At 60.0% G+C, this 13,367-nt stretch carries 13 protein-coding genes and 1 pseudogene; 4 read left to right on the plus strand and 10 right to left on the minus strand.

Translation table 11 applies throughout. The features are described 5' to 3' along the window. Positions 1-88: 88 nt before the first annotated feature. From AACY49_RS28065 to AACY49_RS28090, 5 genes are all read right to left on the minus strand, one after another. Positions 89-2,080, minus strand: coding sequence for a hypothetical protein (locus tag AACY49_RS28065; RefSeq protein WP_339527503.1), 1,992 nt, complete (start codon positions 2,078-2,080; stop codon positions 89-91). Next, a complete protein-coding gene (locus AACY49_RS28070) occupies positions 2,073-2,849 on the minus strand; it encodes a copper chaperone (protein ID WP_339527504.1) in 777 nt (258 codons plus the stop codon). The genes AACY49_RS28065 and AACY49_RS28070 overlap by 8 nt, the downstream gene beginning before the upstream one ends. Before the next feature lie 10 nt (positions 2,850-2,859). Beyond that, positions 2,860-4,341: a tyrosinase family protein gene (locus AACY49_RS28075; RefSeq protein ID WP_339527505.1), complete on the minus strand. Its 1,482-nt coding sequence runs from the start codon at positions 4,339-4,341 to the stop codon at positions 2,860-2,862. 376 nt (positions 4,342-4,717) lie between these two features. Further along, complete coding sequence (locus AACY49_RS28085; protein ID WP_339527506.1) at positions 4,718-6,619, minus strand: potassium transporter Kup; 1,902 nt, start codon at positions 6,617-6,619, stop codon at positions 4,718-4,720. 421 nt (positions 6,620-7,040) lie between these two features. Then, positions 7,041-7,661, minus strand: a complete 621-nt coding sequence (locus AACY49_RS28090) for a cell wall hydrolase (protein ID WP_258696204.1) — start codon at positions 7,659-7,661, stop codon at positions 7,041-7,043. Positions 7,662-7,906: 245 nt separating this feature from the next. Between AACY49_RS28090 and AACY49_RS28095 the strand changes: the two genes are divergently transcribed. After that, positions 7,907-8,758, plus strand: a complete 852-nt coding sequence (locus AACY49_RS28095; RefSeq protein ID WP_258696205.1) for a CAP domain-containing protein — start codon at positions 7,907-7,909, stop codon at positions 8,756-8,758. An 86-nt stretch (positions 8,759-8,844) separates the two neighbouring features. Here the strand turns inward: AACY49_RS28095 and AACY49_RS28100 are convergent, their stop codons facing one another. Further along, positions 8,845-9,237, minus strand: coding sequence for a YfeK family protein (locus AACY49_RS28100; RefSeq protein ID WP_339527507.1), 393 nt, complete (start codon positions 9,235-9,237; stop codon positions 8,845-8,847). Here AACY49_RS28100 and AACY49_RS28105 point away from each other — a divergent pair. After that, positions 9,236-9,643 (plus strand): hypothetical protein, encoded by a 408-nt coding sequence (locus AACY49_RS28105; RefSeq protein ID WP_339527508.1) that lies wholly within the window; start codon positions 9,236-9,238, stop codon positions 9,641-9,643. The two genes, AACY49_RS28100 and AACY49_RS28105, sit on opposite strands and share 2 nt — an antisense overlap. Positions 9,644-9,661: 18 nt before the next feature. Here AACY49_RS28105 and AACY49_RS28110 read toward each other — a convergent pair whose 3' ends face one another. Both AACY49_RS28110 and AACY49_RS28115 read right to left on the minus strand, forming a co-directional pair. Continuing rightward, on the minus strand, positions 9,662-9,898 hold the full coding sequence (locus AACY49_RS28110; RefSeq protein ID WP_258696208.1) for a hypothetical protein: 237 nt from the start codon (positions 9,896-9,898) through the stop codon (positions 9,662-9,664). Between the two features lie 60 nt (positions 9,899-9,958). Continuing rightward, positions 9,959-10,747, minus strand: coding sequence for a DeoR/GlpR family DNA-binding transcription regulator (locus tag AACY49_RS28115; protein ID WP_339527509.1), 789 nt, complete (start codon positions 10,745-10,747; stop codon positions 9,959-9,961). An 813-nt stretch (positions 10,748-11,560) separates the two neighbouring features. Here AACY49_RS28115 and AACY49_RS28120 point away from each other — a divergent pair. Both AACY49_RS28120 and AACY49_RS28125 read left to right on the plus strand, forming a co-directional pair. Continuing rightward, positions 11,561-11,842, plus strand: a pseudogene (locus AACY49_RS28120) (MFS transporter); the annotation flags it as partial. Positions 11,843-11,987: 145 nt separating this feature from the next. Then, positions 11,988-12,455 (plus strand): hypothetical protein, encoded by a 468-nt coding sequence (locus AACY49_RS28125; RefSeq protein ID WP_258696210.1) that lies wholly within the window; start codon positions 11,988-11,990, stop codon positions 12,453-12,455. An 87-nt stretch (positions 12,456-12,542) separates the two neighbouring features. On the opposite strand, the gene AACY49_RS28130 is transcribed toward AACY49_RS28125, so the two are convergent. Both AACY49_RS28130 and AACY49_RS28135 read right to left on the minus strand, forming a co-directional pair. Next, positions 12,543-12,965 (minus strand): HD domain-containing protein, encoded by a 423-nt coding sequence (locus AACY49_RS28130; protein WP_258696211.1) that lies wholly within the window; start codon positions 12,963-12,965, stop codon positions 12,543-12,545. A 15-nt stretch (positions 12,966-12,980) separates the two neighbouring features. Beyond that, a partial coding sequence (locus AACY49_RS28135; RefSeq protein ID WP_339527510.1) for a hypothetical protein occupies positions 12,981-13,367 on the minus strand: 387 nt, incomplete at its 5' end.

A 13,367-nucleotide genomic window follows, 5' to 3' on the forward strand; every position in this document is an offset into this window, starting at 1 on the left:
GGCTACTTTTAGCCGACTCCTGCCTGCCACGTTCATAGCCCCTCCCCCAAAAGCCGAAGTTAAAAACGCGACGTAGACGACCCTCGGCTCAACGCAACTGAAGTTTCCAAACCGCTGCAAGCTCATACGCAGCCTTATCAGGCAACACCGTCGACCCACTACGACGAACCGTCCCGGCATGGTCGGCCAGCCCTTCGACGAGCGCAGCCCATTCCGGTCGCGGGTCTTTGACATAGTCCCAACCCAATCCCAGCCACGGGCATCGCCCACCGATCCAGGCCTGCACGGCCGGGGTCGCTTGCATGACGTAGTCAGGGAGCGCGGGTGCATCCGGTCGGGGTTGGCGCTCCTTGACGGCCGGCACGTGTAACTGCAGAGCGCCATTCACCTCGACGGTCACCTGCATCGCCCCGAGTAGCGCGATGTCAAAGGGCACCGGCTGGCTATGGGCAACATAAAAATACGCCATGCGACGGATGCTGTCGTAGTCGGCAACGGCACGATACAGGTAGGCGCAAATCACACCCAGCATGGGATCAGCATGCTTCTGGTTCCGCAGGTCTGCGGCGAGCCGGTCGATGCTGTCGGCTCGAAGCCGGCCGGCGGCGAAATCGTCGATTGAACCGAGCATCCCTTGATAGCTCTCGGGAGCATTGCGCGTGCCATAGGCCTGGAAAACGTCGCCGGCGGTGCTGGGTGCCACGACGGCGTACAGGTCATCGTACGGAACGACCGGTGTAAATGTGCCATCGGCCAACTCGACCAACACCGGTATCCCCTGCGGATCGCCCTTGATGCGGAACGTCTCGAATCCGGGCGTTGCGCCGAGTCGCTCGATCGGCTCCCGGGACAAAATCCTCGCTTGATTGCCCCAGACGATCACGTTCGCCCGGCCTGGATCGTTGACCTGCTCCAGCCTGCGCCGAACCTCTCCAGCCGCGGTCTTGCGGACATCGGCAGCCCAATCTGCCTCAAGCCGATGAACCAGTGCCTGTGCCTTTTGCGTTTTTTCAGGCGTGTGAGCGGTCTGGTGCCGCAGCTCAAACAAATCCTGGAGCAGTTCCTTACTGTCGTCGGGGATGGTGATGAAATGGTCCGCTGGAACCGCCAGATCACGCCCCTTGAAGCCAAAACCGGGGCCGAGAATTTGCTCCCGGAAATCCGTGTCGGTATGCACCCGCTCAAGAATTTGCTCGGCGGAACCCGGTGCGCCAGCCGCCTCGACCGCGCCCTGGGTGGTGGCATTTCCCGTGCGCGGCCAGGGCTGCAACTCGGCAGCGCCCTGCAAGGGGCTTGCGGTGTTGTAGAGCACGGCCGGTTCCGGATCGACCAGGCACTGCGGGTTGAGCTTCAGGCGATACTCTTTCGCGCGCTCGGTGGTGCGCGACCGCACGCATCTGCCCAATGTCTCCGTGGTGATCACACCATCGCTGATGGCGGCCGGCTCGATGCCCCAGAGCGCGTCGGCGATCACGCCAGAAAACACACACTTGCCCGGAGCGCCGGACATCGGATCAGACACCATATAGCCGAGTTGTCCGTCCTGGCAGGAGGCCAAGTGATCAAACCTGGGGCTGTCAACTTTCGTGCCCTGCACGACGATCCCGCGCACGGCATCAAGGCGCATCAACTCGATATTCCTCGGTGCTTCGCGACACGCATCGGTAATCAGCGTGATGCGCTGGACGCCGTGCAGTAACAACTCCTCGTAGAACCGGTCGGCACCAACACAGTACTTCGAGCGCAGGGAATCGCTGAACAGCCACAAGATCGAGCCGAAATCCCCACTGGTGAGGCCATGACCGCAAAACGCCAGGATCAACTGCTCGACCACCTCGGCCCCGCTCGGAAACAGTTCATCGACCGCTTGCTGCACCCGCTCGCGGGTGACTGGAATGTCGCCAGCGAGGCCGTCGTCGACGATTCTTACGTTGCTGGCACCGAAGCCCGAGCTAAGCGCCCAGTCGCCAATTGAACGGGCGGCGAGCACGGCTCCGTCCAGGTACGCGAAGCGCAACGCCTGGTTTGAGGTCGGGGTCAGCGTGCTGACCCCGATCGCCAGACAGGCCCGCCTAGTCATGCGGGCGCGCCGCCTTTCGCGCAATGAGGACAGTGTAGAGGTCAAGTCGGGGGAAAATCGCCGGCCAACGCCAGCGCGGCCGATCGGCTGGGGTGAGGCGTTCAGTCAGCATCATTGCACCTGCAAACAGCATGATCGGAATGTGCCACGCCCCGCCAAGCAGTGGCACCAGCATCCAGGCCCAACACGAAGCAATGCACCAGCCCCCATGCGTCATGCCGAAGATCAGGCAATCCCTGTCGGCAGCCCAGCCGAAGAGACCGATCCGCCGCATCCGGTGGCCACGATTGAGCGCCGCGCGGTGCCACGGGCTGGCACTCCACAGCGTCGCAATGAGCAGCGCACCGGCAAGCGCAGCCTCTGCGACGGTGAACTGCAACAACAGCGCGAGGACTGTCAGGATCGGTCCGGCGGCCATCCATAGCAAACCGTAACCGAGCAAGAACCCGACTGACGCGCGCAGGCGTCTGCGTGGCAGGCTGGAGCGCCAGACATGCATGAGCGGCATTGCCAGCAAGGGCGGCATCATCGCGACAAGCATCAGCGCCCAGTCAGCCAGCAGGCGGTTCAGTGGATTCAAGGCGAACTCGGCCTCCAACACGGTGGGCCAGAGCGTGACGATAGACAGCCCCTCTACGGAACTGCAGAAGGTAGGGTGCGTAGCGTTCCCGGCGTTGTAAACCGAAAGGGCCAGACCGAGCCCGGCCGTCGCGAAAAGCAACGGCCAGGGCGCCTGGGTGAAGTTGCGCAATACCGAACCTGGCTGCATGAGCGGGTACTCAACTCACGACGCCACTTCGCTTGAGAACGCTGATTCGGTCCACCGTCACGGGCTTGGCTTCCGATATCTGCTCGCCCGGAACGAGGGTCACACGCAAATGGTTTGGATCGAAGTCGCCAGCATCCGTCAGCCGCTGGGCCAGCTCGGTGATGTCGATCGTATAGCCAAGCCCGTTGCCGCCGTGGCCGCCGTCTGGCCGCGAGGCGACGTTCAGGCCGAACAGCGTCAGGCTGCCGGCATGGCACTCGGGATGGAGTTGCGGATCGACGCCTTCCGGCAGATTGACGTACACCTCCAGAAGAGGAGAAGGCGCGGAGCCGCGCACCGATTCAAGCGCCAGGTAAAGCCGGGTCACCTCCTTGCCCGCCTCCATGGCGCCCATCGCGGCGATGCCGGCGGTGGTGGCTTGCTGGTCGAGGTCGACCTGCGTGCGCACTGGCGCCCCGCCAACCCTGACGACCGATGCATTGGCACCGATTGGTTCGATGCTTTGTTGGTCCGGCGCACCCATTTTGACCCGTGCCACAGCCTCTGCTCCAGGTGTTACACCGGTGCCGATGCGCAAGTCAGCATAGCTACGGTGTAATTTGCCATCCTTCAGTGTGTCGCGGCCGGAGAACTTCATTCCAGGAGCCGCGCCGCCGGGCACCGGCATGATGAAGGTACGGTCAGCCGGACCGTTGAGCCAGCGTGGATCGCGAACCATCGTCTTGCCCGACGTGTTCATCCACGCTTCCCAGAGCCGGTCGATGTTGCAATGGTGCAACCAGAAGATCGGGTCCAGGCCCGCCAGGTACGGATCGGCCATGACCCCCCTGTCGCCGCCGATCAGACGATGCACCGTATTGTGCGGGTTGTTCTCCAGATCGCCGGTCCAGCGGGCGAACTGAACGAAATCGCCGGTGACTCCGCCGCCAAAGCCGATGCTTCCATCATTGCCGACCTGGAAATCGTTCTCCTCCATGGCGGCAAGGCTGAACGCATCGCGTGGTCCCGGCCGCAAGGCAGTCAGCCCCTCTCGACGGGGATATTTGCTGAGCGGGTTTGGGCTGCCGTCGGGCAAGGTTTCTTCCAGGAAAGCATCCGGAACACGCCGCGCATCCGGGTTGCCGCTGTTGAGGTAGTTCCAGTACGGAAGCGCCCAATCTTCGCCGGTCAGCTCCTTCACTTTCGCGGCGACGATCGCCTCGAATGCAAACACATAGCCGCGGTGCCAGGAAAGGAAGTACCAGCTGCCGTGCTGGCACTGACTGCCGTATGTCTTGTTGGTGAGATCCTGCGGAATCGAGTCGTCCTCACCGAGGACGTTCTCGTCAATCCACAATTGCCGATCGAACCCGTGGATGGCGCCCAGAAACTTCCAACTGTTGCGATCGGTTATCGGCAGCTTGTCCAGTTCGCGCATTGCCAGCGCATAGTTGAGCAAGACTTTGTTCCATCCGGAGCCAAGTGTCGCGACATCTTGTCGAGCCGTGTTCATGAACGCACCCTCCCTTGCAGCATTTCGCTGGGGTGGCGACTGTGTCGTCACACCGATCGCAATCCTTTGCAGCTCACGACTTCATGTTGACGGCTGAACTGCGCTCACGAGGCCCGCTGAGTTGCGGTGACGCGTGCCTCTGCGAAATTCAGTATAGAAGCTCGGCAAAAATGTCATCGTGAATTCACATGATATTTGCCGCAAACGATGAACGGCGGTCAATGGGTGCAGGTACTGATGGAAGCGCTTCAAGGCTAAAGGTTTGGTGCAGAACCTGTGGGAGCGGGCTTGCTCGCGAAGAGGGAGTGTCAGTCGACATCATCGTTGTCTGACACACCGCTTTCGCGAGCAAGCCCGCTCCCACATGGATTTGCGCTTACATCTCAACCTGCGTGCCCAGCTCGATCACGCGATTGAGCGGCAACTTGAAGTATTTGAGGTTGCTGTTGGCGTTCTTCAGCAAAAACGCGAACAGGCTTTCGCGCCAACGGGCCATGCCGATACGCTTGGTCGGAATGACCGTCTCGCGGCTAAGGAAATACGTGGTGCGCATCGGACTGAAATCCAGCTCTTTCAAATGGCACAGACTCAACGCCAGCGGTACGTCGGGCTCCTCCATAAAGCCGAAGTGCAAACTCACGCGAAAGAACCCTTCACCATAAGCCTCGATCTCGAATCGCCGATCCGCCGCCACACGCGGGCTGTCTTCGGACACCACGGTGAGCAACACCACCTGCTCGTGCAGCACCTGGTTATGCAACAGGTTGTGCAACAGGGCATGAGGCACCGCATCAGTCCTGGCCGTCAGAAATACCGCGGTCCCCTGCACCCGATGAGGTGGTTGCGAGCCGATGCTGCTGATGAACAACGGCAGAGGCAGAGCGGTTTCGTCCAGTCGCTCGACCATGATCTTTCGACCGCGTTTCCAGGTGGTCATCAAAATGAACAGGGCAATACCGGCAATCACCGGGAATGCACCGCCCTGGAAGATCTTCGACGCATTGGCGGCGAAGTACAGGCTGTCCACTATGAGAAAACCCAACAGCATCGGAATGGCCAGCCAACGAGGGGTTTTCCACAGCAGCAATACGACGGCCGAGGACAGAATGGTGGTAATCAGCATGGTCCCCGTCACCGCCACGCCATAAGCCGCCGCCAACGCACTGGACGATTCAAAACCGATGACCAGCAACACGACGCCAACCATCAGCGCCCAGTTCACGATGCCGATGTAAATCTGCCCCTGCTCCTGACTGGAGGTGTGCTGGATAAACATCCGAGGCACATAACCCAGCTGGATGGCCTGGCGAGTCAGTGAGAAGGCCCCGGAAATCACCGCCTGGGAGGCGATGATGGTGGCCAGTGTCGACAGCGCGACCATCGGCAGCAGCGCCCAGCCAGGTGCCAATAGATAGAACGGGTTACGTACTGTTTCCGGGTTCTCGAGGATCAGCGCGCCTTGGCCAAAGTAGTTGAGTACCAAGCCCGGGAGCACGAGGATGAACCAGGCACGCGCAATCGGTTTGCGACCAAAATGGCCCATGTCGGCATATAGCGCTTCAGCACCGGTCAATGCCAACACCACAGCCCCCAGAATGGCCACGCCAATGCCCGGATGAACCACAAAAAGTTGCACGGCCCAAGCAGGATTGAGCGCTTGCAGCACTTCCGGGCGTTGCAGGATGCCGTGAATACCGAGTGCGCCCAACACCACAAACCACAGCACCATGACCGGGCCGAACAGAATGCCGATACGCGCCGTGCCATGTTTCTGGATCAGGAAAAGCGCTACCAGGATGACCACTGACAGCGGAACGACCCAATGCTCAATGCCATCGAACGCAAGCTGTAGCCCTTCAACCGCAGAGAGTACCGAGATGGCCGGGGTGATCATGCTGTCCCCGTAAAAAAGCGCCGCGCCAAACAGGCCGAGCAATACCAGCACCCAGCTCATTTTGGGATACGGTGCCGCGGCCCGACGTGCCAATGCCGTCAAAGCCATGATGCCTCCCTCGCCCTGGTTGTTGGCGCGCAGGATAAACAGCACGTACTTGATCGAGACGACCCAGATCAGTGACCAGAAGATCAACGACAGAATGCCCAGCACACCGTCTTGATTAGCCTGGACACCGTAGTGACCGGCGAACACTTCTTTGAGGGTGTAAAGCGGGCTGGTGCCAATATCCCCATAAACCACGCCCACCGCGGCGACGAGCAAACCCACTCCCGAGGTTCTGGAATGGGTTTCTTCTTGGGCAGGGATCACTGTTTCACTCACGGGTAACTTCTCTGAAATTGAGAGGAAGAAATTGCATGCCCCTTCGGGCAAGAGGGGTTGCGGGGTCACGGGGTTGGCGTTTCGACTCGGCTGCCATGAGCTCCAACAACTTGATAATGAGATTAGCCCATTGCGTTGTCATGCCGTCCGGCAAAAGGTCACTGCCCCAGAGAAACAACGACGCTGAACCCCTCAGGTCAACCAGGGGACGAAGGCGTGCAGGCCTGTCGATGATCAAAAAAACGCGGCAAGTATCGTCGCGGGGGAGAATATCTACCGTAAAGAAACCGTAAAAAAGCACGGGCAAGCCCGAATACCAGGCAGTTATGCTTCCACAGGTTCTGCGGCTTAACTGACTGGCGGGTGAAGCCCCATCAAATTTCTTGTGCGCCAAGCAGACCATAACCGTGGCGTTTCCCACCTACCTTGCCGTCCCGCCACCAGGTTTATAAAACAGAAACTTCCGGGTCTCGGCCGTCTTGGTGTACTCCTTCGCCCAGTCGGGCTTCACCGTTCTGTCGTGGAAATACAAAGCACCATGGGTGCGGTCCGTGAGCTGCTTGTTGAGTGCCTTGCGCGCGATTTCCTTGGCGAGGACATATTCGTCGTCCTCGTTGACCTGATCCGAACGCCCGTCGCACCACCACGAAAACTGGCAGGCATGCTTTTCAGAACCTTGCTTGACCACGGCGCACACCGTATCCGGAAAACCCTCATGGCCCAGCCGGTTCATGACCACGCTGGCCACAGCTTCCATGTCGGCATCTGTCACCCCTTTGGCTTCCCAATAGATGCTGCGTGCAAGGCACGTAATGGCATCGTCCAGCGGCGCGGCGCCTGCCGGATCGACTGCCTGCGCTTCAGAGGTGGTGATGGTCTCGGACTTGGGCACCGGAACTTCACTGCCCTTCTCCGCCGCTTTCTGCTCCAGGACCTGCGCCTTGTCTTCGGCCACTTCCTGCTTTTGCTCTTGGTCGGTCGCCAACACTTGCCCGCACAGAAGGATGATTGCGTAACCGGTGGCTACCCATTTTAATCGCATGATCGACCCTTCCGATGAAACCGGCCAGAGCAATGAAACGGCGTCGTTGTAGCACTGACCTGGGTAGATTGTAGTCGTCGCAAGTCATTCCCACCGCCTGACAAGAAACGGCATGTCGAGGCGAAAAGGCATTGCGTCGAGAGGGGGGAAATCGCGCATCATGGGCGAAGGCGGCGTTCTCAATGAGTTTCCCCGCCGCGAAACCAATTGAGAACGCCCCCCTAGTCCATTCAAGGGAGATTTTCATGCGCAGCCTGTCATCCATTTTGCATCTTGCCGCGTTGTCATTCGGGCTGGTGTTCAGCGTCACCGCGTCGGCGGCCGATGAAAAGCAACTGGTCGAATCAATCAACGTTTACCGCAGCCAGGTGCAGCGCTGCGGCGGCCAGGCGTCTTCTGAACTGCCGCCGCTGGCGAGCGATCCGCGTCTGGTCCTGTCCGCCAACAGCATTGGCGACTTGCAGCAGGCGCTGGCCCGAGCGGCTTATCCGATGGTCAATGTGCAGGCAATCAGCTTGTCCGGCCCGCGTGATGCACCGTCCGCCATGAAGGCGATTCAGGAGAGCTTCTGCCAAGTGGTGCTGGACCCGCAATTCGTCGACGTCGGCGTCAGCCGGGACGGCCGTGAGTGGCGCATCGTGCTGGCGCGTCCGCTGTTGACCGGGCGCCTTGGCGACTGGCAGGCGGAGGGCCAAAAACTGCTCGAAGCGATGAATAGCGCCCGCACGCAAGCGCGCCAGTGCGGTGCCCAATCCTTTACCGCCACGACGCCGCTGACCTGGAACGCCACGCTGGGGACCGCAGCCGAGACCCACAGCCGGGCCATGGCCAACCATAACTTCTTCGATCACAAGGACCGCGACGGCCGCACGCCGGGTGATCGGGCCGAATTGGCGGGTTACGCCGGCCAGCAAGTTGGTGAGAACATCGCCGCCGGGCAAGACACCGTGCGCAAGGTGGTGGATGGCTGGCTGGCCAGCCCGGGCCATTGCGCCAACCTGATGAACCCACAATTTCGCGAACTGGGCGCAGCCTATGCGGTGGACCCGAAGAGTGACGCGGGCATTTACTGGACGGCGATGTTTGGTACGCCGTGAAGGCCTGAACCGCCTTTTGAAAAAGGAATCGCCAGTGACTGATTGGGCTGGTGGTGCATCTGCTGCGCTAGCGCCCGACAAGACAATCAATGACGTTGCCGCTGTAGCTCGGTCTTCAGCCAGAGGCTGGCCGGTTGCATGCCGGCCGGACAGCGCACTTCATAGGCGCGGCCACTCATGCTGCTTTGGGTGGCCGCCAGTTCAATGAAGTCTTCTGCGCTGTTCACCCTGTCCTGTTCATCCAGATACTCCAGCTTCTTCTCCAGATGCGCCCGGGCCTGAGGGCCTTGGTATTCGCTTCCGTTGCGCACGAACCGGCACTCACTGTGCTCGACAAAGTCCAGCAAGCCGTTTATTTCCTGAGTGGCTTGAGGTGGGGTTTGTGCCTGCGCATTGAACACCATGGCAGTCAGGCCGATACCCGCCGCGATCAGCCATTGAGTGAAGGGCGCAGCAATAGGCCCGGTCAGCATTCGCATGGTTATTCCTCAGGAGGAGGTTCAGAGCGGTAATGACCCCGCTCTGAAGCCGGGCGATCAAGCGTCAATCGTCGCCCTGGTTGTCATTGTCGTCACGGTTGCGATGTCGACGGCGATCATCACGACGATCGTAATCGCGGTCATACCCTCGATCATCACGGTAATCATAGCCACGGTCATGATCGCGACGGTATTCACGGTGATCCCGATCGTACCTGTCTCCCTCTTCCCAGTAAGGCCAGCAGCCTCCCAGCAGGAGAGTACTTGCAATGGCCAGGGTCATTATCGCGGTGCGCTTCATTTGAACGTCCTAAAAGGTCAGGGCTGCGGGGATGAGGTGACGCTACAGCGAATTCAATCGCAGTGCGTTCAAACCCATAGGTACGACCTTCCTGCCGATCAATGATTCAGTTATCGCCGGGCGTTACAGCGTTCTTTGGCTGTTACCGATGGTCCTCGCTTTTTCGATGGCCCAGTCCATCGCAGCTTCCATGTCCAGCAGATGCGGCGACGGGTGTTTGTCCTCGACAATGACCGAGCCGTCCGGCCGGTAAACACCGATGAACATCTCCAGCGAGCCGTCTCTCAGTATCTTGGTTTTAACCTCAATGCTGCATCCGTTCGACAGCGTTTCCGAGTGGATCATATGGCGCTCAGTCATGGCTGCATTCCTCCCGTCGTTGCTATCAGCGTAACCCATGCAGCTGAGCTGCGATGACGCTCAAGCGTCTGCCTGTACCACCTCGATCCCCAGTTTCTGGTAATCCTCGACGTTACCCGAGGCCACATGACGTTCGGTGATCAGCGTATGCACCCAGTTGCAAGGCGCCACCACGAAGGGTTCCACCGCCCCCAGTTTGTCTGCGGTGGTGACGGCAATCACGTGGGAGGCACTGGCGAGCATCGCCTGCTTCACCGGCACCTCATCGAAATGCAGCGAGCTGAGGCCGACTTCCGGATGAATGGCGCAAACGCCGGTGAACACCAGGTCAGCCTTGATGCCCTCGATCAGCCGCAGAGCTTCATGCCCGCTGGAAGACATGGTTGCGGGGTTGAGCTGACCACCGGCGACGATCACCGTGATGCCTTTGTATTCAGCCAGGGTGATCGCGATCATTGGCGAGGCGGTGATGGCCGTGATGACAATGTCGCAGGGCAGCGAGCGCGCGATCTGCAGCGTGGTGCTTCCGGAATCGAAAATCACGATCTGGCCATCCTTGACCCGGCGTGCGGCCAGTTGGGCCAGGCGGGTTTTCACCTCATCGGTTTCGCTGACCCGGGTGAAGTAATCCTTGCCCGTGTCCTTGGGCCGCGGCAGCGCCCCGCCGTGCACCCGCTGCACCAGCCCGGCGCTGGCCAGCTCCGATAGGTCCCGGCGAATGGTGTCTTCGGACACGGCGAAATGCTGGCTCAGCTCGCCGGCCATGACCTTGCCGTCGCGTTCGAGGATCAGGAGGATTTTCTGGCGGCGCAGCTGGGGGAGTTCGGCTGAGGGATGCTCGGCTTGCATGGTTATGCCTGTTTTTACGTGTTTGTGCGAGATTAGCCAAAGCACTGGCTAAACACAATCGCCGAGGGCGTTGCCAGCCAGTAAAGCCAATTTCAGCCGTAACGCCCTCTTTGTAGCAGCTGCCAAAGGCTGCGTCCGGCTGCGAAGCAGGCGTGAATCCGGCTCATGCGGTCTGCCTGATATACCGCTATTTATGATTTTACGACTGCTTCGCAGCCGAACGCAGGCTTCGCCAGCTGCTACGGGTGCGGTGTGATGGCGCTGATAACCCGCTTGTTATCTGCCCCCGCGAACACGAAAAAGCCCGCACAAGGCGGGCTTTGAAAATCGAGTAGGTGGCCAGTGCTGGTCTCTGGCTTACAAGGTTTATCGGGCCTCTCACAGAACAGGATTTTTAGCTTTAGGCTGTTCTGCCTCACACGGCATAAGGGCTGGATCTCAGCGCGGAGATCTTTCTAACCGTGTACCCTTGGGAGCGCGCCCCACGCTTCCTCGCTATCCCTTTGCGCATCAGTCTGCGTCTTCACCTACATGTTCAGAATAGCAAATCGTTCGAAGCCCGGGCCGGGCTTTTTAGACCGATTCTTTTCAAGGGGAATGATGGGAGAATGGAAAAATACTAACGCCGCGCTGACGAAGTACAGACGGCGCGATTCACACCGAATTCACAATGAACGCCCGCAACCATCGATGCGCCGGATCGCGATGGCAGCGCTCCGGCAGCATTGCCACCAGATCGCGTCCCCGGTGCTGCCGAGCGCAGCCCGGCCAAGGCGATCGCCCCGAAAAAAGCATCAGCGGGGCGCCACCCAGACGCTTCGGGTGATCTACGTGACCATGGTCTACGGCCCGATCGCCGCCTGGCTGGTGGAACTCTTCCCGGCGCGCATCCGCTACACCTCGATGTCGCTGCCCTACCACATCGGCAATGGCTGGTTCGGCGGCTTCCTGCCCACGGTGGCGTTCGCCATGGTCGCGGCCACGGGTGATATCTATTACGGGCTGTGGTACCCCATCGTCATCGCCGTGATGACGGCCATTCTCGGCACCTTCTTCCTGCCGGAAACCAACGATCGGGAGATTCATCACGCATAAGGTGGGCCTACCCTCTCCTGCCAGGGAGAGGGCAATCCTCCACGGTTCAAAGCGGCCAGTCGTGATCTCGGAAAAAATCGGGGCGATTCATGTTTCCTCGACTAGGGTTGTCAAGGTCCTCCCATGGAAGAAAATTGTGAAAAGGATGCCTGCTGCCGCCATCGCATTGACCGTGTTATTCGCGCTGTCCAATACCGTGTCTGCTGAAACACCCGCGCTTGATGAGGCCCGCACACTCATTGCCAAGGCACATATAGGCGGTAACCTCTCCACCCTTGCACTGTCGGCCGCGCAGAGAACAGTCACCTACGTGACGATCGCTTCAAAGCTGGGAAGCACAAAGGCACGCAATGCCGTGTCCGACGAAATCAATGCATTGCTGCCCAAGTATCAGCCTGAATGGGACGAGAACCTTGCGCGGGCCTATGAGAAGTCATTCTCTCGAACAGAGTTGGCATCACTCGCCGCTGAAGGCCACGCTTCAAAATACGCGAGCAAAGTGAAAGAACAGCAATCGGAAATTGGTGCAGTGATGCAGTCGACCTCCGAACCCATTCTGATTGCTCTTGTCACCGAGGCGCTTAAGGCGACCCTGGCCAAACACACCCCGTAGCATTGGCAGCGATGGCGGCGTAGGAGCTGCCGAAGGCTGCGATCTTTTGATCCTGACGTCGGCAAATCCCGGAGTGATCGGCACCCGCTACGAACGCAACACCCCCATCGCCCGCCGATACTTCTCAACGCGCTCCAGATCCTCCCAGGACGGTTGGGCAATCCGCGACAAGTCGCTGTTCTCTTCCAGATCCGCCAGCTTCACCATCCGCCCGATCGGGTTCTGCGCCGCGCGCTCAACGAACGCTTCGTAGGACTCGCCCGGCACCTTGGTCACCGACGCAATCGCCGTCAGCACCGCTTCGCTGAAGCCTTCCTTGCGCAGATCGTCGAGGCTGATGCCGCAGTCCTCGACTACATCATGCAACACCGCGACGATGCGCTCTTCCAGCGTGTTCACCCGCAGCATGACCTTCAGCGGATGCAGGATGTAAGGCGCGCCGCCCTTGTCCACCTGTCCCTCATGCGCTGCGGCGGCGATGGCAATGGCGCGTTCCAGTGTCTGGCTCATGGGATTCTCCTCGGGTTAAACGCCGTAACGGCCAGTGAAATGAATGTTGCGTTTGAACCATCCGGCAATCGCCTTCCACCGCCCCACAGACTTGGCACCCTCGACGTGGCGTTCGAGAATCATCGACACCACCATCGCCTGATCGACACCCGGATGACCATCCACCAACTCAGCGACCCAACCACAACCGGACTTCTGCAAATGCAGACGCCACTCACCCGGCCAGGCCTCAAGCTCCGACGCCGCCAACCACGCTGCCCCACCCTGCTCGCAATGGCCGCCACCGATGGACTGTTCGAAACAAAAAGGCGTGTCCGGCCGGGAAAGGTCGATGTGGAAGAGGTAGATGTCCTGGATTTTGTGCTGCGGCGTGGGGGCGTTGTTGCGGCTGCCGATTTCGAT

Origin of the sequence: Pseudomonas sp. EL_65y_Pfl2_R96, assembly GCF_963970905.1 — a bacterium.
Taxonomy (GTDB): Bacteria; Pseudomonadota; Gammaproteobacteria; order Pseudomonadales; family Pseudomonadaceae; genus Aquipseudomonas.